Genomic DNA, 19,047 nt, shown 5'->3' on the forward strand with positions numbered 1-19,047 from the left:
AAGAATATGAGGCCGCACACCCCGTGAAGATCGGCTCCTTCATCCCCCGCTTTTCCTTCCGCGAGCTGCTGCGCATCGGCATCGGCGTGCTCGTGGTCCTCATGTTCGTGGCGCACGAAGCGGAATGGTTTCCGATGCGCCTCATCACGCAGATGGAGCTCATCACCTACGACGCGAGGCTGAGGGCCTTCATGCCCAACCGGCCCGACAGCCGCGTGGTGATCCTGGACATCGACGAGAAGAGCCTCAACGCCGAGGGCCGCTGGCCCTGGAGCCGCGACAAGCTCGCGATGATGGTGAAGCAGCTCTTCGATACGTACAAGATCAAGGTCGTCGGCTTCGACGTGGCGTTCGCCGAAGCGGACAACAGCTCGGGGCTGAACAGCCTCGAGGCCCTGGGCAAGGCGGAGCTGCGCGACACCCCCGGCTACCAGGCCTTCCTCGAGCGGGCGCGCAAGACGCTCAACTACGACGCGCTCTTCGCCGAAGAGGTCTCCAAGTACCCCGTGGTGCTGGGCTTCTTCCTCGGCGGCAAGACGGACAAGTCGGGCGTGCTGCCCCCGCCGGTGCTGAACACCGACGCGCTTCCGATCACCGACTACCGCCACCACGCGGCCTCGGGCTATAGCGGCAACATCCAGCTGCTGCAGGACGCCGCCACGGCCTCCGGTCACCTCTACCCCGCGCTCGATTTCGACGGCACCACGCGGCGCGTCCCGATGTTCATGCGCTACGACAAGGGCTACTACGAAGCCATGTCGCTCGCCGTGACGCGCACCTACCTCGGCAACGTGCCGGTGAAGGTGCGTACCGAGACCCGGGGCACCAAGGGCACGGGCGTGGGCTGGATCCGCGAGCTGCAAGTGGGCGACCTCACCATCCCGCTCGACGACTCGATGACGGCGCTGATTCCCTACCGCGGCGCCAACGGGATGTTCCAGTACGTCTCGGCCACGGACGTGATCCACGGCGTGAAGCCGCTCACGGACAACAAGGGCGCCCCGCTCGACCTGAAGGACAAGATCGTCATCCTGGGCACCTCGGCCCAGGGCCTGCTCGACCTTCGCGCCACACCCGTGCGCGAGGACTTCCCCGGCGTCGAAATCCACGCGAACCTCATCAGCGGCTTCCTCGACCGCACCATCAAGCACCGCCCGTTCGAGGTGCTCGGCATCTCGGTGCTCACCATCGTGCTGCTGGGCTTCCCCTTCGCCGTGCTGATGCCGCGCATGAGCGCATTGGTCGGCACGGCCGTGATGTTCGGCCTCATCGTCGCGGTGATCGGCTTCAACGTGTACGAGTGGAAGGCGAACAACTACGTGCTGCCGCTGGCACCTCCCTTGTTGATGCTGGTCTTGCTGTACTTCATCAACATGGCGTGGGGCTTCTTCGCGGAAGCGAGATCGCGGCGCCTCATCACGGGGCTGTTCGGCACCTACGTGCCGAAGGAGCTCGTGGCCGAGATGTCGAAGAACCCCGGCGAATACTCGATGCGCGGCGAGACGCGCGAGATGACGGTGCTCTTCTCCGACGTGCGCGACTTCACCTCGATCTCGGAAGGCCTCACCGCCGAGCAGCTGAAGGACATGATGAACGCCTACCTCACCTCCATGACGGAGGAGGTGCAGGGCCACCGCGGCACGATCGACAAGTACATCGGCGATGCCATCATGGCCTTCTGGGGCGCCCCGCTGCCGGACAACGAGCATGCGAAGCACGCGCTGGAGACGGCGCTCGCCATGCAGAAGAAGATCCGCGACCTGGACGAATCCTTCATCAAGCGCGGCTGGCCGATCCTGCACATCGGCGTAGGCCTCAACTGCGGCCCGATGAACGTGGGCGACATGGGCTCGGCCTTCCGCCGCGCGTACACGGTGCTGGGCGACGCGGTGAACCTCGCGGCGCGCCTCGAGGGCCTCACCAAGCAATACGGCGCCAAGATCCTGGTCTCCAGCAACATCGTGACCGCCGTGGGCGGCTACGTGTACCGGGAGATGGACAAGGTCCGCGTGAAGGGCAAGAGCGAAGGCGTGGCGATCTACGAGCCGATCGGGCTCGCGAGCGAAGTCGGCGACACGATGATGAAGGAAATCGATTCGTGGCACCGCGCGCTCGACCTCTACCGCAAGGCCAAGTTCGAGGAAGCGAAGGACGTGATCAAGCCCCTCGCCTACGCCAACCCCGAGACCAAGATCTACAAGGTCTACCTCGAGCGCATCATCCACTTCCGCACGAATCCGCCCCCGGCCAACTGGGACGGCGTGTTCACGTTCACCACGAAGTGACCGCCGCCGAGTACGTCTTCGGCGACGCCATTCCCGCCCCCGGCGAGTCGTTCGAGGCTGCGCCGGGGATCCGCTGGATCCGCATGCCCCTGCCGTTCGCGCTCGACCACATCAACCTGTGGCTGCTCGAGGACGGCGACGGCTGGACGATCGTCGACACCGGCTTCGGCACGCAGGTCACGTGGGACCTCTGGCTGCGGCATTTCGAGGGCACGATGGCCGGGCGCCCGGTGAAGAACGTCATCGTCACGCACTACCACCCGGATCACCTCGGCAGCGCTTCGTGGCTCGTGGAGCGCACCGCCGCGCCATTCTGGATGACCCTCGGTGAATACCTCTCGGGCCATGCGGCGCACGACGACACCGCGGGCTTCGACCGGCCCACGGGCATCGAATTCTTCCGCGTGAATGGCCTCGACACTTCGCGCTTCCCCGAGAAGATGAAGAGCGGCAACGGCTACCGCCGCGGCGTGCCCACGATCCCGACGCAGTACCGCCGCATGATGGATGGCGACAAGCTCTCCATCGGCGGCCACGAGTGGCAGGTGATCACGGTCTTCGGCCATGCGCCCGAGCACGCCGCGCTCTACTGCGCCTCGAAGAACGTGCTGATCTCCGGCGACCAGGTCCTGCCGCGCATCACGACCAACGTGGGCGTGTGGGGCAACCAGCCCGAGTCGAACCCGCTCGCGCTCTTCCTCGATTCCATCGGGCGCTTCCTGCCGCTGCCCGGGGATGCGCTGGTGCTGCCGTCGCACGACCGCGTGTTCCACGGATTGCATGGCCGCATCGCGGAGCTGCGGGCCCATCACGCGGAACGGCTTGAGCGCCTCGTGGAGGCCTGCGCGAGTCCCGTGACCGCGCATGACGTCCTGCCGGTGCTCTTCAAGCGCACGCTGGACGACCACCAGCTGATGTTCGCCATGGGCGAGGCCATCGCGCATCTCCACTACCTGCAGTTCCGCGGGCAGCTGAAACGCGAGACGAGCAGCGACGGCGTGCGGCGTTTTTCTCGCGCCTAGTTTCTCGCTCGCGCTGTACCCGCAGATGTACCCCTTAGAGGCCAGAAGAAAGCCGCCCGAAGGCGGCTTTGGTCAATGCGGAACCGCAGATGGCCGCCGATAACCCCTGTTTGTGTGTCATGTCGACGAGACAACGATGGATGAGCCACCGCTCGGCGACGCTGCGAACTCACAAGGGTTTTATCGGCGGCCATCTGCGGTTCCATGCCTCACCTAAAGGCGCCTGCGGGCGCCTTTCTTCTGGCCTCTAAGGGGTACATCTGCGGGTACAGCGCAGCGAGAAGCTACGCCAGCGACTTCATCGCCTTCTCGAGCCCCGCCACGGTGACGGGGAACATCCGCCCGTCCATGATCCGCTGCACGTTCTGGGTGGAGGTGGTCCAGCCCCAGTGGCGCTCGTCGACGGGATTCAGCCACGCGGCATGCGGCCAGGTGCGCAGCAGCCGCTCCAGCCACAGGCGCCCCGGCTCGTCGTTCCAGTGCTCGACGCTGCCGCCCTTCTGCTCCAGCTCGTAGGGACTCATGGCGGCATCGCCCACGATGATCAGCTTGTAGTCGTGCCCGTACTTGCGCATCACCTCGACCGTGTTGATGCGGTTCTGGCGGCGGCGGTTGTCCTTCCACACCGTCTCGTAGACGCAGTTGTGGAAATAGAACTGCTCGAGGTTCTTGAACTCACTCTTCGCGGCGGAGAAGAGCTCCTCCACCATCAGCACGTGGTCGTCCATCGAACCGCCGACATCGAGGAACAGCAGCACCTTCACCGCGTTGTGCAGCTTGGGCACCATCTTGATGTCGAGCCAGCCGGCGTTGCGCGCGGTGGAGCGGATGGTGTCGGGAAGATCCAGCACCTCGGGCGCGCCGTCGCGCGCAAAGCGACGGAGGCGGCGGAGCGCCATCTTCGCGTTCCTCACGCCGAGCTCGCGGTCGCTGTCGTAGTCCTTGAACTCGCGGCGGTCCCACACCTTCACCGCGCTGCGGTTGCGCCCGCCCTCCTGGCCGATGCGCACGCCTTCGGGATTGAAACCGTAGGCGCCGAAGGGTGAGGTGCCGGCGGTGCCGATCCACTTCGAGCCGCCCTGGTGGCGCGCCTTCTGTTCCTCGAGACGCTGCTTCAGCGTCTCCATGATCTTTTCCCAGCCGCCCAGCGATTCGATCTTCGCCTTCTCCTCGTCGGTGAGCCAGCGCTCGGCGATCTTCTTCAGCCACTCCGCGGGGATGTCCTTCAGCAGCGCGTCGGGAATGGCCTGCACGCCCTTGAAGTAGGACGCGAAGGCGAGGTCGAACCTGTCGAAGTACGCCTCGTCCTTCACCATGCACGTGCGCGCGAGGACGTAGAAGTCGTCCACGCTGCCGTACACCACGCCTTTGTCGAGGCATTCCAGCAGCGTGAGGTGCTCCTTCACGCTGACGGGAATGCCCGCCTCGCGGACGGCGAAGAAGAAATCGAAGAGCACTACTGCGGTCGGGCGGCGGCGAGCCAGGCGTTCAAGCGCTCCAGGCCCGCATCCCAATAGGCCTTCTGCGCGGCCACGGCCTCGGCGCCGGAGAGCTTCGAGTGCTCGACCTCCACCGCGCTCGAATTGGGGCCGTCGGCCTTGAAGCTCACCTCCACGCGCGAGTTGCCGAGCGTCCAGGTGACGGTCATCGACTTGCCGTCGGTCGAGCGCTCCACTTGCATCGGCGCCCCGGGCAGCCAGATCTCCCTCAGCCGCGGGTCGTGGAACGCGGTGTACACGCGCTCGAGGTTGGCCTGGAAGGCGCGCGTCACGGACGCCGAGCGCTTCACCGGAGCGCGCTTCGACGCGGAACGCTTCACCGCCGTGCCCTTCACCAGCGGGCGCTTCAGCGCCGTGCGCTTCGCGACCGCCTTGCGAGTGGACTTGCCCGTTGCCATGCGCGCCTCCTTGACGGTGTTATGAGCGTCCGCGCCGCTGCAGGAACAGCAGCTGCTCGAACAGGTGGACGTCCTGCTCGTTCTTCACCAGGGCTCCGTAGAGCGGCGGGATCGCGGCCTGGTGGCCCTCGCTCCGCAACGCCTCGGGCGGGATGTCTTCGGCCAGCAGGAGCTTCAGCCAGTCCAGCAGCTCCGAAGTGGACGGCTTCTTCTTCAGGCCCGGCATCTCGCGGATCTCGAAGAAGACTTCCATCGCGGCCTGCAGCAGGCGCTTCTTGATCCCCGGGAAGTGCACGTCGACGATGGCTTCCATCGTCTCCTTGTCGGGGAAGCGGATGTAGTGGAAGAAGCAGCGGCGCAGGAACGCATCCGGAAGCTCCTTCTCGTTGTTCGACGTGATGAGGATGATCGGGCGATGGAGTGCCTTCACCGTCTGGCGCGTCTCGTAGACGTGGAACTCCATGCGGTCCAGCTCGCGCAGCAGGTCGTTGGGGAACTCGATGTCGGCCTTGTCGATCTCGTCGATCAGCACCACCGCCTGTTCCGGCGACTCGAAGGCCTGCCACAGCACGCCCTTCAGGATGTAGTTCGCGATGTCGGCCACGCGGCCGTCGCCGAGCTGCGAATCGCGCAGGCGCGAGACGGCGTCGTATTCGTAAAGGCCCTGCTGCGCCTTCGTCGTGGACTTGATGTGCCACTGGTAGAGCGGCTTGCCGAGGGCTCTGGCCACTTCCTCGGCGAGCATGGTCTTGCCCGTGCCCGGCTCGCCCTTGATCAGCAGCGGGCGCTGCAGCGTGATGGCCGCGTTGACGGCGATCTTGAGATCGTCGTCGGCGACGTAGGTGTCGGTGCCCTGGAATTTCATTCCCGGATTCTAACCCCCCGCGGAACCTCGGACGTTAGTATCCGGACCAACCCCCGGAGCCCCCATGAAAACGACCCTGCTTCCCCTTGCCGCCGCCCTCGCCACCGCCCTGGCACTTCCCGTCCAGGCCGAAAGCGCCATCACCATCTACTCCAGCGCGCGCCCCGGCACGCTCGACCCGCAGGTCTTCAAGTCGGGCGGCGAAGGCGTGGCCGTTCCGGGCTACGCCCTGGTGCGGGAGGAGCGCGATTTCGCGCTCAAGTCCGGCCGCACCGTGATCCGCATCACCGACGTGCCCGCGCTCATCGACCCGACCACGGTGTCGTTCGCCTCGCTCACCGATCCCAAGGGCACGAGCGTCGTGGAACAGAGCTTCGAGTTCGACCTCACCAGCACGCAGAAGCTCCTGTCGCGCTTCATCGACCGCGAGATCACCGTCGAGCAGTCGCGCGGCAACTCCGTCGAGACGATCACCGGCACCCTCATCGGTACGCAAGGCGGGCTCACGCTGCGCAATCCCGACGGAAGCCTGCGCGTCCTGCCAAGCTACGCCGGCGTGAAGCTCCCCAGCCTTCCCGGCGGGCTCATCAGCAAGCCCACGCTCGTGTGGGACATCGCCGCGACCACGGCGGGCACCCACAAGGCGCGCTACAGCTACCAGACCGGCGGCGTCACCTGGTGGGCCGACTACAACCTCACCTACACCGAGCCCGCGCCGGAGCAGTGCAAGGTCAACGTCGGCGCCTGGGTCACGATCGTGAACCAGTCGGGCGCCTCGTTCACGGATGCGAAACTGAAGCTGATCGCCGGCGACGTGCAGAAGATCCAGCCGCAGCCCCAGAGCCTGTCGTATGCCGCGCCGGCCGCGGTGCGCTCCGAGGTGATGCGCAAGGACGCGGGGTTCACCGAGAAGGCGTTCTTCGAATACCACCTCTATACGCTCGGCCGCCCGGCTTCGCTCGCGCAGAACTCGATGAAGCAGATCGAGCTCTTCCCGCTCGCCGCGTCCGTGGGCTGCGAGAAGAAGCTCGTGTACTTCGGCCAGGGCTACGCGTATCCGTACGGCGGCGGGCCGGCCCTCGACCGCAACTACGGCCAGACGGGCAACAAGAAGGTCGATGTCTACCTGCGGGTGAAGAACGCGAAGGCCAACGGCCTGGGCGTGCCCCTGCCCGCCGGCAAGGTGCGCGTCTCCAAGATGGACGAAGCCGACAAGAGCCTCGAGTTCATCGGCGAGGACGTGATCGACCACACGGCGCGGGATGAAACGGTGCAGGTGAAGCTCGGCAGCGCCTTCGACGTCGTGGGCGAGAGGAAGCAGATGGACTTCCGCATCGACACCAGCGCCAAGTGGATCGAGGAGGACATCGAGGTCCGCGTGAGGAACCAGAAGCCCGACGAGACCGTCACCGTGCTCGTGCGGGAGAACCTCTACCGCTGGAGCCAGTGGAGCATCACCAAGAAGACCACCGAGTTCACGAAGGACGATTCGCGCACGGTGCACTTCCCGGTGCGCATCGCCCCGAAGGGAGAGGCGGTGGTGCGCTACACGGTGCGCTACACCTGGTGAGCGGCGGGCCGGAGATCGAAGACGACCCGCGGCCCGAGCCGCCGCGGGAGCCGCCCCTGGAGGAATGCTGCGGGTCGGGGTGCGATCCCTGCGTCTTCGACCGCTACGACGACGCGCTGGTCCGCTACCGCGCCGCGCTGGAAGCGTGGAATATTCGTCACCCCGGCGAAACCGCCGGCGGGCAGAATACGTAGCATGACGATGCCGACCCGCCGTGCTTTCGCCCTCCTCCTCGCAGTCCTTGCCGCCGGCCTCGCCGGATGCTCGGCACTTTCCGCCCTCAATGCCCTCACGCCGGTCTCCGACCTCGAGATCCGCCGCGACATCGCCTACGGCGACGGCCCGCGCGGCAAGCTCGACGCCTACCGCCGCCGCGACACGCCGCCCAACGCGCCGGTCATCGTGTTCTTCTACGGCGGCTCGTGGGACTCGGGCGAGCGATCGAGCTACCTCTTCGCGGCCGAGGCGCTCTCCTCGCGCGGCTTCGTGGTCGTCGTGCCGGACTACCGCGTGTACCCGGCGGTCACCTTCCCCGGATTCCTCGACGACGCGGCCGCCTCGGTCGCATGGACCCGGGCCCATGCCCGCGAGCTCGGGGGCAATCCCGACAAGCTGTTCCTGATGGGCCATTCGGCCGGAGCGCACCTGGCCGCGATGATCGCGCTGGATCCGCAGTACCTGGCGCGCGTGGGCCTCACGCCGAAAGCCGTCTCGGGCTTCATCGGGCTCGCGGGGCCTTACGACTTCCTGCCGCTGAAGAGCCCCACGCTGAAGACCATCTTCGCGCCCGAGGAAACCATCGCCCGCACCCAGCCGATCACCTTCGCGAGCGCGAGCGCTCCGCCCGCCCTGCTCATCACGGGCGATGAAGACACGACGGTCTCGCCGGGGAACACCACGCGCCTGGCGCAGCGGCTGCGCGAGAAAGGCGCCTCGGTGACGGAAGTGCACTATCCGACCGAGAACCACTACACGATCGTCGGACGCCTCGCCGCGCCGTTCCGCAGCGGCGAGCCCCTGCTGGACGAAGTCGACCGCTTCGTGCGCGCTCCGCGCTAGCCGCGCGGCCTGTCCAGCTGCCAGCGCAGGTGCGTGCGCACCACCGGCCATTCCTCGCGCGTGATGCTGTAGACGCAGGTGTCGCGCAGCGTTCCGTCGGCCATGCGCTGGTGGCTGCGGAGGATCCCGTCCAGCTGCGCGCCCAGCCGCTCGATGCCCTTGCGGCTCTGTTCGTTGAAGCGGTGCGTACGGAACTCCACCGCGATGCACTCCACCTTCTCGAACGCGTGCGTGAGCAGCAGGAGCTTGCACTCGGTATTGAGGGCGCTCCGCTGCACGCGCTTCGCATACCACGTGCTGCCGATCTCCACGCGCTTGTGCACGGCGTCCACGTTCATGTAGGTCGTCATCCCGACCGGGATGCCCTGCGCATCGAGCACGGCGAAGGGCAGCATCCTGCCGTCGCGCTGGAGCCCGAGTCGGCGCTCGATCTCGGCGGCCATGCCCTCGGGCTTGGGGATCGCGGTGTACCAGAGGCGCCAGAGCTCGCCGTCGCGCACCGCCTCGGCGAGCGCGACGGCGTGCGAGGCCTCCAGCGGAACCAGCCGGGCGTGCGTCCCGGCCAGCGTGACCGGCGAGAGCATCAGGACTTCTGGATCACCGCGCAGGCGATGCGCGGCCCGGCATTGCCCGTGGGCTGGGTCGTGTAGTCGTCCGGGTTGGCGTGGACGATGAGGCCCTTGCCGACCACGTCCGTGGGCTGGCCGCTGTCGACGCCGATTGCCTTCGTCTCGAACTTGAGCGAGGCCTTGCCCTGCGCGTCGGCGATCAGGCTCGGCAGGTCGCCGGCATGGTGCGCGGCGGCATCGTGGGCCGCGTGGGGCGAGCCGGTGGGATTGAAGTGTCCTCCGGTGCTCATGCCGTCGCCCGAGCTGCAGTCCCCCTTCTCGTGCACGTGGAAGCCATGCGTCGCGTTGGGCTTCAGCCCCGAGACGTTCGCCGTGACCCACGTCGTATCGCCGCGCTGGGTGAACGTCACCGTGCCCGAGGTCTCGTTGCCCTTGGTGGGCTCGAGCTTCGCGGTGGCCAGGCGGCCCGGAATGTAGGGGGACTCGTAGTTCGTGTGCGAGGCACAACCGGCCGCGGCGAGGGCGGTGGCGAGCGTGAGGGCGAGGCGGATCATGGCGTCACTCTTTCCGGGTATGGGGGGACTTGATCGATGATACGCGCCAAGAGAAAGGGCCGGATTCGACCCGGCCCTCTCGTCGGCGGGATGTCGAAGGCCTACTTCTTCTTGGCGTCCGTGGGCGTGTCGTTGCCCTTGGGTGGCGTGTTGCCGGAGGGGGTCATCGCGCCCTTCTCGTGGCCCTTGGCGGACGCAGCGCCGGCCGCACCTGCTGCGGGTGCACCCGATCCACCGGGCGTCGGCGCGGCCTTGCCACCGGCGGGCGGCGGCACGATTTGCGGCGGCGTTGCAGCGGCCACCGGCGTGGGCTTCGGAATCGGCTTCCCGGCCTTCTTCATGTTGCCCTGGAAGTTCTTGACCGCCTTTTCCTCGGCCGCGACCTGGTCGGCCTTGGCCTTCTCGGCCGCGACGGCGTCCTTGGCCTTCTTCTCCTCGGCGGCGGCCTTCTGCGCGTCGGTCGGAGGCGGGGGCGGCGGGATCTTCGCCCAGGCGGCCGAAGCCGCGAACGCGAGGGCCAGGGCGAGCGATGCCGTGTGGAATCTCGTCATGGTCAGTCCCCCACCGCCGGCTGGGCCGCACCGGTGGCCGTGCCCGTGATCCGCTCGGGGCGCTTGCCGGCCTTCACTTCGTCGTACCAGAGCGCGTGGTGCTCCTTGGCCCACGTCTCGTCGACGAAGCCGTGGCGCATGCCCTCGTAGGCGCCTTCCATGCCGATCGTGCCCAGGTAGATGTGCGCGAACGAGGCGGAGATGAAGAGGATCGCCGCGATCGCGTGGATCACGTTGGATTGCTGCATCACCTCGCGGCCCTGGTTCCAGTTGGGGAAGTCGAGGATGAGGCCCGTGATGCTGACGGCGAGGCCCAGGAACACGAGCCCGCCCCAGAACCACGCCTTCTCGCCGCCGTTGAAGCGGCCCGAGGGCACCTCGTCGTGCGACTTCGAGAACATGCCGCCCAGGCGCACGAGCCACTTGATGTCGCCGGCGTTGGGCCAGTTGTCCTTCACGTAGAGCAGGAACATCACCACCAGCGAGAAGATGAAGAGCGGCCCCACGAAGTTGTGCACGGTCTTGCAGGCGATGGTGACGGTCGAGAAGGCCGCGTGGCCGAGCCAGGGCATCACGATGTACTTGCCGAAGAGGATCACGATGCCCGAGATCGCCAGCACCACGAAGCTGATCGCCATGGTCCAGTGCGACAGGCGCTCGATCGAATTGAAGCGCTCGATCAGCCTGCCGGTGCGCGGGCCCTGCAGGCGGACCTTGCCCTTGATGAGGTAGAAGACCGCGATCGCGGCCAGCACGATCACCATGAGCCACCCGCCGTACTGCGTGAGCGGGCCATTGCGGAACTTGCGCCACTCGTGACCCGAGCCCTGGATGAGGACGTTGGTCTCGCGGCCCGGGACGGACGCGTATTGGGGCTTGCGGTCCACGCGGTCCCAGTCCTGCGGCGGATTGTTCCATCCCGGCACCGCGGTGGAGCCTGCGGCCGGCGTCGGCGCGACGGGCGCGGGCTTCGCGGCCTCGACGGCCGGCTTGGCCGCATCGGGCGCCGCGGGCGCCGGCGATGCTGCGGGCGGCGATGCCGCGGGCGCTGCAGGGGGCTGCTGGGCGCCCACGCCCAGCGGGAGGTACAGGAACGCGCCCAGCAGCAGCGCGCCCAGCTTGGCTTGGCTTGCCTTCATGAATACGCCTCCTCGAGAGTTCGTCACGGCTTCTTCCCGGCGGCGCGGGAAGGCGCGTAATCGTTCTGGAACCCGTTGCGCGCGGCGAGCGCGGCTTCCCACTTCGCCTTGTCGCCGCGGAATGCGTCTCCCGCATAGGCCTTCGCGTCTTCCTTGCCCGCGTAGCTGCGCGCCGGGTCCTGCGAGGGCTCGCTGCACGCGGCGAGCAGTGCTGCGGCGGCGACGGCCGCGAGGCTGGCGTGTTTCCTCATGCCTTGCCTCCCGGTGCCGGCGAGTCCGCGACCTTCTGGTCGGAGAGCTTGTCGCTCCCGCCGTAGGCCATGGCCCATCCCCAGATTTCCTCGCCCTTGCCGCGGGTCGTGACGCGCGTCTTGTAGATGGCGGTGATCACCGGCGCGTCGCCGGCCAGCAGCGCCTTGGTCGAGCACATCTCCGCGCAGGCGGGGAGCTTGCCCTCGGCGAGGCGGTTGCGGCCGTACTTGCGGAACTCCTCCGCGGAGTGGTTCTCCTCGGGGCCGCCGGCGCAGTAGGTGCACTTGTCCATCTTGCCGCGCAGGCCGAAGGCGCCCGCCTGCGGGAACTGCGGGGCTCCGAACGGGCAGGCGTAGAAGCAGTAGCCGCAGCCGATGCAAAGATCCTTGTCGTGGAGGACCACGCCCTCGTCGGTCTTGTAGAAGCAATCGACGGGGCAGACCGCCATGCAGGGCGCGTCCGAGCAGTGCATGCACGCGACCGAGATGGAGCGCTCGCCGGGAACACCGTCGTTCACGGTCACGAGCCTGCGGCGGTTCACGCCCCAGGGCACCTCGTGCTCGCTCTTGCAGGCGGTCACGCAGCCATTGCACTCGATGCAGCGCTCGGCGTCACAGATGAATTTCATTCGTGCCATGGTCTTCTCCTCAGGCCCGCTCGATGTTGCACAGCGTGGTCTTGGTCTCCTGCATCATCGTGACCGAGTCGTAGCCGTACGTGGTTGCCGTGTTCACCGCTTCGCCGCGCACGATCGGCGCGGAGCCGTCCGGATACTTCCCGACCAGGTCCTTGCCCTGCCACCAGCCGGCGAAGTGGAACGGGATGAAGCTCGTGCCCGGGCCGACGCGCTCGGTGACGAGCGCCCGCACCTTGATCTTGGCGCCCGAGGGCGTGGAGACCCACGCGAAGTCCCAGTACTTGATGCCGCGCGATTCGGCGTCCTTCGTGTTGATCTCGACGAAGTTCTCCTGCTGCAGCTCGGCCAGCCACGGGTTGGAGCGCGTCTCGTCGCCGCCGCCTTCGTATTCGACGAGGCGGCCCGAGGTGAGGATGATCGGGTACTTCTCGTGCACCTTGTCCGCGACGGCCTTCTGCTGCACCGTCTTGAAGAGCGTCGGCAGGCGCCAGAAGGCCTTCTTGTCGTCGTGGGTCGGGTACTTCGCCACGAGGTCGGCCCGCGGGCTGTAGAGCGGCTCGCGGTGCTGCGGAATGGCATCCGGGAAATTCCACACCACGGCGCGCGCCTTGGCGTTGCCCCAGAAGTGCACGTTGTGGTTGACCATGCAGACGCGCTGGATGCCGCCGGAAAGGTCGGTCTTCCAGTTCTTGCCCTCGGCTTCCTTCGCCTCCTCGGGCGTGAGCTCGCTCCACCAGCCGAGCTTCTTCATGAGAACGTGGTCGAACTCGGGGAAGCCCGTCGTGATGTCGGAATCCTTCGAGTGCGAGCCGTCCTCCGCGAGGAGGTTCACGCCGTCCTTGCTGACGCCGAAGTTGGCGCGGAAGCAGCCGCCGCCGTCCATCATCTTGAGGTCGGTGCGATAGAGCACCGGCGAGCCCGGGTGCTTCAGCTCCGGCGTTCCGTAGCAGGGCCACGGCAGGCCGAAGTAGTCGCCCTTGATGTCGTAGCCGGTTTCCTTGTCGATCACCGACTCGGTGGCGCGAAGCGTCTTCACGTCGAAGTGGCCCATCAAGCGCATGTGGGCCTTCAGCCGCTCCGGCGACTGGCCGGTGTAGCCGATGGTCCACGAGCCCTTGTTGAACTCGCGCGTGACGTCCTCGATCAGCGGCTCGTCCCAGCCGGTCTTGTCCTTCACCAGCTTCACGTTCTTCACGAACTGGTCCGCGAAGCCGAACTTCTTGGCGAAGGCGTACATGATCGTGTGGTCGGGCTTCGACTCGAACAGCGGCTCGATGATCTTCTCGCGCCACTGGAGGGAGCGGTTGGAGGCCGTGACCGAGCCCGAAGTTTCGAACTGCGTCGCGGCCGGCAGCAGGTAGACGCCGTCTTGCCGATCCGGCATCGCCGCGGCGGCGGTGGGGTACGGGTCGATGATGACCATCATGTCGACCTTCTCCATCGCCTGCTTCATCTCGAGGCCGCGCGTCTGCGAGTTGGGCGCGTGGCCCCAGTAGACGATCGCCCTCAGGTTGCTGTCCTGGTCGATGAGCTCGTTCTTCTCGAGCACGCCGTCGATCCAGCGCGAGACGGTCATGCCCGGCTTCTCCATCATCGCCACGTTCTGGAACTGGCTCTTCATCCACTCGTAGTCCACGCCCCAGACGCGGCACCAGTGCTTCCAGGCGCCGGCGGCGATGCCGTAGTAGCCCGGCAGCGAATCGGGGTTGGGGCCGATGTCGGTCGCGCCCTGCACGTTGTCGTGGCCGCGATAGATGTTGGCGCCGCCGCCCGCGATGCCGATGTTGCCGAGGGCGAGCTGCAGGATGCAGGAAGCGCGCACGAAGGCGTTGCCGATCGAGTGCTGGGTCTGGCCCATGCACCAGATGATCGTGGAGGGCTTGTTCTTCGCCATCGTCTCGGCGGCCTTGTACACGTCGGCTTCCGACACGCCGGTCACGTCGGTGACCTTGTCCGGCGTCCACTTCTTCATGACGTCTTCGCGGACCTTGTCCATGCCGTAGACGCGGTCGTTGATGTACTTCTGGTCTTCCCAGCCGTTGTTGAAGATGTGGTACAGCATGCCGAAGAGCAGCGCCACGTCGGCCCCGGAGCGGAAGCGGATGTACTGGTCCGCCTTGGCCGCGGTGCGCGTGAAGCGCGGGTCGGCCACGATCATCTTGGCGCCCGTCTCCTTGGCATGGAGCGCGTGCAGCATCGACACCGGGTGCGCCTCGGCGGCGTTGGAGCCGATGAAGAACATGCACTTGGTGTTCTGCAGGTCGTTGTACGAGTTCGTCATCGCCCCGTAGCCCCAGGTGTTCGCCACGCCCGCGACCGTGGTCGAGTGGCAGATGCGCGCCTGGTGGTCCATGTTGTTGGTGCCGAACATGGAGACGAACTTGCGGAAGAGATAGGACTGCTCGTTGTTGTGCTTGGACGAGCCGATCCAGAACGTCGCGTCGGGGCCGCTCTCCTTGCGGATCTTGAGCAGCTTGTCGCCGATCTCGTTGATGGCCTGGTCCCAGGAGATGCGCTTGTACTTGCCGCCCTCCAGCTTCATCGGGTACTTGAGGCGGTGCGAGTGCTCGACCATGCCGTGCTCGCGCACCGAGGCGCCCTTGGCGCAGTGCGCGCCCAGGTTGAGCGGCGAATCGAACACGGGCTCCTGGCGGACCCACACGCCGTCCTGCACCACGGCGTCGATCGAGCAGCCGACCGAGCAGTGGGTGCAGACGCTTCGCTTCACCTCCGTCTTGCCGGCCTTGGGCGCCTGCGCCTGGGCCTCGCCGATGAAGTTGAGCGGCAGCTGGCTCGCGAACGCGGCGGTGCCGGCCGCGATGCCCGAGCCCTTCAGGAAGGCGCGGCGGTCGACGGTCTTCGCGGCGAGCGAGGACATGGCGCGCGAGAGCGGGTTGCGGGCTTCGGCGCGGCCTTCGGATTTTCTCGTGAGTAGCATGGCCGTCTCCTAGACCTTCGTGGTCTCGTAGTACTTGCGGATGTGCTCGGAGTCGCGATAGCCGGAAGAAGTGTCGGGCGAAGCCGCCTCCTTCGCGCCCTTCACCCCGCGCGTGGCGGTCGCCACGGCCGCGGCTGCGCCGGCGGTGCCCAGGCCCGCTGCGAGCAGGAAGTTCCTGCGGGTGTTCGGTTTTGCGCTTTTCATGTCACGCCTCCTGTTTGACTTCGCGAATTCAATCCAGACGGAATGCTTCGGTCTCGAGGGCCTCGAACGCGAGTCCGAGGTCCGCGACCTTGCGGTAGAAGTTGGCGCTCGGGGCGGCCAGCGTCGCCTTGCAGAAGGCGGCGAGCCCGGGCTCCACGTGCGCCTGGTAGAAGCGGCGCTGCTCCGCGACGGTGGCGGCACTGCGCCCCGCTCCACCGGCGATCAACACGCGCATCACGTCGAGGAGCGCGGCCCAGTGGTCATCGGGCTCCGTCACCGTTTCGCGGCGCGCGAGGCCGAGGTCGGCGAGGTCGCCCAGGAGCTTCACGCGCGGATGGTCCACGGCGGACGCGCCGATGTAGAACGCGGAGTAGATGGAAACCTCCGCCGCGCCCACGCCTTCGAAAACCTTGTGGTACTCGTCGGACCCCGCGTCGGCATCCATCACCGAGGCGGCGGAGACGAGCACGTTCCACGCGCGAGCGAGGGCCGGATCACCCTCCGCGGGGAATTCGCCCGCGGCGGCGATGGAAGCCAGCAACTCGTTGTCCGGCGAGCCGCGCAGCAGGCGTGCGAGGAGCGCGTAGAAATCGGCGCGCGCCTGGTCCTCGGGCGCGAGGCTGCGATGCATCTGGACGCGGGCGGGGGCGGCAACGGTCATAGCTTCAGCACCGACGCTTCCTGCTTGTTGGACATCATGTCGACCACGCGGCAGTCGGCGCACATCTGCAGCCGGCGGCGGGCCTCCTCGGTGGCGAACATCGAATGCCCTGCGAGCCGTCCGATCATCGTGGAGACCATCCGCTCGGTACCGAAGGGCTTGGCGCACAGCACGCAGTGGAACGGACGCGTCTCGTTGAGGACTCGCACCTCGCGCACCGCGGGCGTGAGCAGCAGCCGGGGGTTGAGCGTGATCGCGTCTTCCGGGCACGTCTTCTCGCACAGGCCGCACTGGACGCAGTTGCGCTCCAGGAAGCGAAGCATCGGCTGGTCGCCGCCATCCATGAGGGCCGAGGCCGGGCACGCGCCCGCGCAGGCCAGGCACAGCGTGCATTTCTTCGCATCGACGAGCACCTCGCCGTAGGCCGCGCCCGGGGCGAGCGCGATCTCCTGCTGCGGCTGCGGTGCATGGCGGACAAGATGCTCCACGGCGAATTCGATCGCCGTGCGCTTGTCGTTCGACATCATATAAGTGGCCGGAACGCTCACGGCCGTATTGGCTGCCCCGGCTGCGAGCGCCGGCGACTCGACGACCGCGAAGTGCGTTCCCGCATACCCGAGGGCCGAGAGGACCGTCTGCGCGAACGCCATCTGCTCCTCGAGCGCGCGCACGTATTCGGGCGTTTCCGAGCCGGCGCACAGCACCGCGACGCGGCTCGCGCCGAATGCGATGGCGCCCAGCAACAGGTCCGGACCGATGGCGGCCACATGCCAGGTTTCCAGCGGAATCACATTCGCCGGAAGCCCCTCGCCCGTCGAGGCGCTCTGCTGCAGTGCCTCGCGGCCATCGGTGCCGTTGTGGAAGAGGATGCACGCGTCCTTGCCGCCGGCATGGCGATACGCGGAGAGCACCGACTTCAGCTGCGCTCCGCGGTCCGCGGGACGCGGGTACTGGTAGCCCATCGCACCCGACGGGCACACCGTCGAGCAGGCGCCGCATCCCATGCACAGGTGCGGATCGACCTTGACCTTGTCGCCGTCCGCCGCGATCGCGGAGGTGGAGCACACCTCGATGCACGCGTTGCACCCGGTGATGCTGGAACGCTCGTGCGCGCAGAGGCTCTCGCGGTAGGCGAAGTAGCGCGGCTTCTCGAACTCGCCGACGGCTTCGCGCAGCTCCTGCAATACGGCCTCGAGGGCGCCAGCATCGGCGGGCGCGCGGTAGTAGCCCTGCGGCGGCTGGTGCATCCCGAAGAGAGGCGGCACCGAGAAATCGAGGACGAGGTCGAACTTCGCATGCGTGCCGCGCGCGGCCATGCCGGGATCAAGCTTGGAGAACGTGGCGACGAACTCGCCCAGGTAGCCCGCCAGCGACTCGACGCTGCCCCCCCAGACCGCATAGGCGTCATCGACGCGGGCCGGGCCGGCGTCGAGCAGCGTGACGTGAAGATCGGATGCGACGCTCGCGGCGCAAAGACGGGCGCGCGCGCTGTCGCGGCCGGCAACGATGAGGACGTTGCCGTGCGAGACGTAGGTGACGCTGGCGATGGCGGCGGGCGGTTCGAGGTTCGCGAGGGAGGCCAGCGCGTGGCGCTTGACCTCTCCGGAATCGGGGTCAATCGTCCAACCCCGGCTCTCGAGGGAAAGCCGGTCGTCGAGTGCGATCCCCGTCGACGCCATGTTCGTGGTTACAGGGTTTGCCTGCGCGGCTGCCTGCCGCGTGGGAACCCGCTCCTCTGTTTGTGACTTCCTATGAAGCCGAGTTTACACCCAAAGAAACGCGCACTAGGAGAGTGCGCAGGGCTGTTATTGGCTCACCGGGGGTGGTGGGGTTCCGGCACTCCGGGTATCGGATTCATATCCCCCGGAGTCACCCTCAAGCCCCTGTTCGGGAGAGGGTTTTTCGGGTTTTTCGAGCTCTGCTGCAGGTGTGGAAGTGGGATCTGGGTCGCGCTCTCCCGCAGCCTCCGGCTTGGGCTCCTGGTAGTCGCCCAGGCGGGCCACCTGATTCATCTTTGCAAGCCAGCCTTCAGGCAGCGGGTCGGGTTTCGAGTAGTCGTCGATGTAGACATCGAGCCCGTCCATCACGTTGAAATGGGGGTCCTGGAACAGCGTCTTGAGGGCCCTGCGCTTCAGCCCCTCGTCGACCTCGGGCTTCATGAAGCCGGTGAAGTCGGATTCGGGCGTGAGCGATTCGACCGGAGGCAGCGGTTCGGCCGCGGCCGCGGGCGGGGCGGTAACGACGGCCTCCGCAGGCGCGGGCGCGGCGGGCGGCGGGGGCTCCGCGCCGCTGCGCGATTCCTTCTTGCGCCGCGACCAGCGTGAAAGGAAGGGCTCGTCCGTCATTCGTTCGTGCCCCGCAACCGCCCCTCCTTGCCCTTGAAGGAGCGCGGCTTCTGCCGCCGCTTGGGTTCCGGCTTGTAGTTGGCCGCGACGTACTCCGAGAGCCAGGCCGCGAGATCCGGCCACGCGCTCGTGCGCTCCACCTGCTCGCCACCGTCCATGCGGCGCGCCGCCTCGTTGTACGAGAGGGTCGCCATGAAGGGATAGGGCTCGCCGGTCGCCTCGTCCTTGCGAAGGGAGATGAAAACGCTGGGATCGTCGCTTCCCGAGTTGAGAAAGTAGCCTTCGGCCTCATCTTTGTAGAGGACGAGCTCGAAGCCCGGGAAGATGCGCTGGCGCAACGACTCGTGCATCACGATGTCGCGGGGCTCGCCGCCCACGTCGGGAACGACGCCGGCAATGCGCCATTGGTGGTCCTCCCAGCGGCTCTCGACGGCGATGCGCTCGAGGATCACCGAAACCTTCACCGACGGGCGATCGATCATCGGGACACTATAATTCA

Annotated in this window: 20 protein-coding genes; 5 read left to right on the plus strand and 15 right to left on the minus strand. The window is 67.1% G+C overall.

Annotated elements, in window-relative coordinates; all coding sequences use genetic code 11:
* Positions 1-23: 23 nt before the first annotated feature.
* Together DSM104443_RS13445 and DSM104443_RS13450 are read left to right on the plus strand one after the other, a co-directional pair.
* The gene (locus DSM104443_RS13445; protein ID WP_246232213.1) at positions 24-2,285 is read left to right on the plus strand and encodes a CHASE2 domain-containing protein; all 2,262 of its coding nucleotides are present in this window, start codon (positions 24-26) and stop codon (positions 2,283-2,285) included.
* The gene (locus DSM104443_RS13450) at positions 2,282-3,307 is read left to right on the plus strand and encodes an MBL fold metallo-hydrolase (RefSeq protein WP_212756670.1); all 1,026 of its coding nucleotides are present in this window, start codon (positions 2,282-2,284) and stop codon (positions 3,305-3,307) included. Before DSM104443_RS13445 ends, DSM104443_RS13450 begins: the two co-directional genes overlap by 4 nt.
* Positions 3,308-3,591: 284 nt before the next feature.
* Here the strand turns inward: DSM104443_RS13450 and DSM104443_RS13455 are convergent, their stop codons facing one another.
* From DSM104443_RS13455 to DSM104443_RS13465, 3 genes are read right to left on the minus strand one after another with little or no spacing between them, the layout of a single operon-like run.
* Positions 3,592-4,764, minus strand: a complete 1,173-nt coding sequence (locus DSM104443_RS13455) for a vWA domain-containing protein (protein WP_171093037.1) — start codon at positions 4,762-4,764, stop codon at positions 3,592-3,594.
* On the minus strand, positions 4,764-5,204 hold the full coding sequence (locus DSM104443_RS13460) for an SRPBCC family protein (RefSeq protein WP_171093038.1): 441 nt from the start codon (positions 5,202-5,204) through the stop codon (positions 4,764-4,766). The genes DSM104443_RS13455 and DSM104443_RS13460 overlap by 1 nt, the downstream gene beginning before the upstream one ends.
* A gap of 19 nt (positions 5,205-5,223) precedes the next feature.
* Positions 5,224-6,069, minus strand: coding sequence for an AAA family ATPase (locus DSM104443_RS13465; protein ID WP_171093039.1), 846 nt, complete (start codon positions 6,067-6,069; stop codon positions 5,224-5,226).
* Between the two features lie 64 nt (positions 6,070-6,133).
* Between DSM104443_RS13465 and DSM104443_RS13470 the strand changes: the two genes are divergently transcribed.
* The 3 genes from DSM104443_RS13470 to DSM104443_RS13480 are packed head-to-tail and all read left to right on the plus strand — an operon-like array spanning position 6,134 to position 8,698.
* Positions 6,134-7,639 carry a DUF4139 domain-containing protein gene (locus DSM104443_RS13470; protein ID WP_171093040.1) on the plus strand — a complete coding sequence of 502 codons (1,506 nt, stop codon included), beginning with the start codon at positions 6,134-6,136 and terminating at the stop codon, positions 7,637-7,639.
* Positions 7,636-7,833 carry an oxidoreductase-like domain-containing protein gene (locus DSM104443_RS13475; protein ID WP_212756672.1) on the plus strand — a complete coding sequence of 66 codons (198 nt, stop codon included), beginning with the start codon at positions 7,636-7,638 and terminating at the stop codon, positions 7,831-7,833. The genes DSM104443_RS13470 and DSM104443_RS13475 overlap by 4 nt, the downstream gene beginning before the upstream one ends.
* Before the next feature lies 1 nt (position 7,834).
* A complete protein-coding gene (locus tag DSM104443_RS13480; RefSeq protein ID WP_171093041.1) occupies positions 7,835-8,698 on the plus strand; it encodes an alpha/beta hydrolase in 864 nt (287 codons plus the stop codon).
* Here the strand turns inward: DSM104443_RS13480 and DSM104443_RS13485 are convergent.
* From DSM104443_RS13485 to DSM104443_RS13540, 12 genes are all read right to left on the minus strand, one after another.
* On the minus strand, positions 8,695-9,282 hold the full coding sequence (locus DSM104443_RS13485) for a GNAT family N-acetyltransferase (RefSeq protein WP_171093043.1): 588 nt from the start codon (positions 9,280-9,282) through the stop codon (positions 8,695-8,697). The genes DSM104443_RS13480 and DSM104443_RS13485 overlap by 4 nt on opposite strands.
* On the minus strand, positions 9,282-9,821 hold the full coding sequence (locus DSM104443_RS13490) for a superoxide dismutase family protein (RefSeq protein ID WP_171093045.1): 540 nt from the start codon (positions 9,819-9,821) through the stop codon (positions 9,282-9,284). The genes DSM104443_RS13485 and DSM104443_RS13490 overlap by 1 nt, the downstream gene beginning before the upstream one ends.
* A 101-nt stretch (positions 9,822-9,922) precedes the next feature.
* Entirely contained in the window at positions 9,923-10,372 is a 450-nt protein-coding gene (locus DSM104443_RS13495; protein ID WP_171093047.1) for a hypothetical protein, read from the minus strand.
* 2 nt (positions 10,373-10,374) lie between these two features.
* On the minus strand, positions 10,375-11,511 hold the full coding sequence (locus tag DSM104443_RS13500) for a formate dehydrogenase subunit gamma (protein ID WP_171093049.1): 1,137 nt from the start codon (positions 11,509-11,511) through the stop codon (positions 10,375-10,377).
* A gap of 23 nt (positions 11,512-11,534) precedes the next feature.
* The gene (locus DSM104443_RS13505; protein ID WP_171093051.1) at positions 11,535-11,762 is read right to left on the minus strand and encodes a hypothetical protein; all 228 of its coding nucleotides are present in this window, start codon (positions 11,760-11,762) and stop codon (positions 11,535-11,537) included.
* Positions 11,759-12,400 (minus strand): formate dehydrogenase FDH3 subunit beta, encoded by a 642-nt coding sequence (gene fdh3B, locus DSM104443_RS13510; RefSeq protein ID WP_171093053.1) that lies wholly within the window; start codon positions 12,398-12,400, stop codon positions 11,759-11,761. Before fdh3B ends, DSM104443_RS13505 begins: the two co-directional genes overlap by 4 nt.
* Positions 12,401-12,410: 10 nt before the next feature.
* Positions 12,411-15,338: a formate dehydrogenase subunit alpha gene (locus tag DSM104443_RS13515; RefSeq protein ID WP_171093055.1), complete on the minus strand. Its 2,928-nt coding sequence runs from the start codon at positions 15,336-15,338 to the stop codon at positions 12,411-12,413.
* Between the two features lie 9 nt (positions 15,339-15,347).
* Complete coding sequence (locus tag DSM104443_RS13520; RefSeq protein WP_171093058.1) at positions 15,348-15,542, minus strand: hypothetical protein; 195 nt, start codon at positions 15,540-15,542, stop codon at positions 15,348-15,350.
* Positions 15,543-15,570: 28 nt separating this feature from the next.
* Positions 15,571-16,203: a TorD/DmsD family molecular chaperone gene (locus DSM104443_RS13525; protein WP_171093060.1), complete on the minus strand. Its 633-nt coding sequence runs from the start codon at positions 16,201-16,203 to the stop codon at positions 15,571-15,573.
* Entirely contained in the window at positions 16,200-17,882 is a 1,683-nt protein-coding gene (locus DSM104443_RS13530) for a 4Fe-4S binding protein (RefSeq protein ID WP_171093062.1), read from the minus strand. Before DSM104443_RS13530 ends, DSM104443_RS13525 begins: the two co-directional genes overlap by 4 nt.
* A gap of 126 nt (positions 17,883-18,008) precedes the next feature.
* Entirely contained in the window at positions 18,009-18,548 is a 540-nt protein-coding gene (locus DSM104443_RS13535) for a DUF3306 domain-containing protein (RefSeq protein WP_171093064.1), read from the minus strand.
* The gene (locus tag DSM104443_RS13540) at positions 18,545-19,030 is read right to left on the minus strand and encodes a DUF3305 domain-containing protein (protein WP_171093066.1); all 486 of its coding nucleotides are present in this window, start codon (positions 19,028-19,030) and stop codon (positions 18,545-18,547) included. The genes DSM104443_RS13535 and DSM104443_RS13540 overlap by 4 nt, the downstream gene beginning before the upstream one ends.
* Positions 19,031-19,047 lie beyond the last annotated feature (17 nt).

The sequence above is a fragment of the Usitatibacter rugosus genome (assembly GCF_013003965.1).
In the GTDB taxonomy this organism is placed as follows: Bacteria; Pseudomonadota; Gammaproteobacteria; order Burkholderiales; family Usitatibacteraceae; genus Usitatibacter; species Usitatibacter rugosus.

Excerpts from the sequence above, each read along its gene's own strand:
- DSM104443_RS13460 (WP_171093038.1), bottom strand. The coding sequence starts at position 5,204 with ATGGCAACGGGCAAGTCCACTCGCAAGGCGGTCGCGAAGCGCACGGCG.
- DSM104443_RS13465 (WP_171093039.1), bottom strand. The coding sequence starts at position 6,069 with ATGAAATTCCAGGGCACCGACACCTACGTCGCCGACGACGATCTCAAG.
- DSM104443_RS13470 (WP_171093040.1), top strand. The coding sequence starts at position 6,134 with ATGAAAACGACCCTGCTTCCCCTTGCCGCCGCCCTCGCCACCGCCCTG.
- DSM104443_RS13480 (WP_171093041.1), top strand. The coding sequence starts at position 7,835 with ATGACGATGCCGACCCGCCGTGCTTTCGCCCTCCTCCTCGCAGTCCTT.
- DSM104443_RS13485 (WP_171093043.1), bottom strand. The coding sequence starts at position 9,282 with ATGCTCTCGCCGGTCACGCTGGCCGGGACGCACGCCCGGCTGGTTCCG.
- DSM104443_RS13490 (WP_171093045.1), bottom strand. The coding sequence starts at position 9,821 with ATGATCCGCCTCGCCCTCACGCTCGCCACCGCCCTCGCCGCGGCCGGT.
- DSM104443_RS13495 (WP_171093047.1), bottom strand. The coding sequence starts at position 10,372 with ATGACGAGATTCCACACGGCATCGCTCGCCCTGGCCCTCGCGTTCGCG.
- DSM104443_RS13500 (WP_171093049.1), bottom strand. The coding sequence starts at position 11,511 with ATGAAGGCAAGCCAAGCCAAGCTGGGCGCGCTGCTGCTGGGCGCGTTC.
- DSM104443_RS13505 (WP_171093051.1), bottom strand. The coding sequence starts at position 11,762 with ATGAGGAAACACGCCAGCCTCGCGGCCGTCGCCGCCGCAGCACTGCTC.
- fdh3B (WP_171093053.1), bottom strand. The coding sequence starts at position 12,400 with ATGGCACGAATGAAATTCATCTGTGACGCCGAGCGCTGCATCGAGTGC.
- DSM104443_RS13515 (WP_171093055.1), bottom strand. The coding sequence starts at position 15,338 with ATGCTACTCACGAGAAAATCCGAAGGCCGCGCCGAAGCCCGCAACCCG.
- DSM104443_RS13520 (WP_171093058.1), bottom strand. The coding sequence starts at position 15,542 with ATGAAAAGCGCAAAACCGAACACCCGCAGGAACTTCCTGCTCGCAGCG.
- DSM104443_RS13525 (WP_171093060.1), bottom strand. The coding sequence starts at position 16,203 with ATGACCGTTGCCGCCCCCGCCCGCGTCCAGATGCATCGCAGCCTCGCG.
- DSM104443_RS13530 (WP_171093062.1), bottom strand. The coding sequence starts at position 17,882 with ATGGCGTCGACGGGGATCGCACTCGACGACCGGCTTTCCCTCGAGAGC.
- DSM104443_RS13535 (WP_171093064.1), bottom strand. The coding sequence starts at position 18,548 with ATGACGGACGAGCCCTTCCTTTCACGCTGGTCGCGGCGCAAGAAGGAA.
- DSM104443_RS13540 (WP_171093066.1), bottom strand. The coding sequence starts at position 19,030 with ATGATCGATCGCCCGTCGGTGAAGGTTTCGGTGATCCTCGAGCGCATC.